We start from the raw sequence: 354 nt of genomic DNA, 5'->3' as shown, positions 1-354 counted from the left end.
GTGTTTGGGTTTGGAAAATACGGGCATTGTGATGCAAGGATAAACGCCACAACGCCGGTTTTACCTGCATGCTATAACGAGTACGGCGAAAACCGGTATCACCTTGGGAGAATTGACTCACCACACCGCTAATACGGCGCTGTAGTTCGCCTTCAAACCAAATCAGCAGCTCACAAGGCAGCTCCAAGACTTGGGCAAAATCGATATCAGGCTGATGACTGGCCAGCTCTAGATTCAGCTCAAAGGGGCTGTTGAGTGCCTCGTGTAGCGAAAACTCCGCGACAGCAAAGGTTGACTCCGGCAACTCACCCACGTTAACGGTAAACTGCAATCCGGTTTGATTGGCCATGTCTC

1 protein-coding gene is annotated in these 354 nt (G+C 50.8%); it reads right to left on the bottom strand.

Going from position 1 to position 354, the window contains the following annotated elements; all coding sequences use genetic code 11:
• Positions 1 to 349 (bottom strand): contractile injection system protein, VgrG/Pvc8 family (locus L975_RS17085; RefSeq protein ID WP_255359301.1); only part of this gene is annotated, 349 nt, incomplete at its 3' end.
• Positions 350 to 354: the final 5 nt, after the last annotated feature.

The organism is Plesiomonas sp. ZOR0011, from assembly GCF_000800945.1.
Classification (GTDB): Bacteria; Pseudomonadota; Gammaproteobacteria; order Enterobacterales; family CAMTGL01; genus Plesiomonas; species Plesiomonas shigelloides.
The sequence above is the reverse complement of the archived record's forward strand: the minus strand, read 5'-3'. Positions and strand labels throughout refer to the sequence as shown.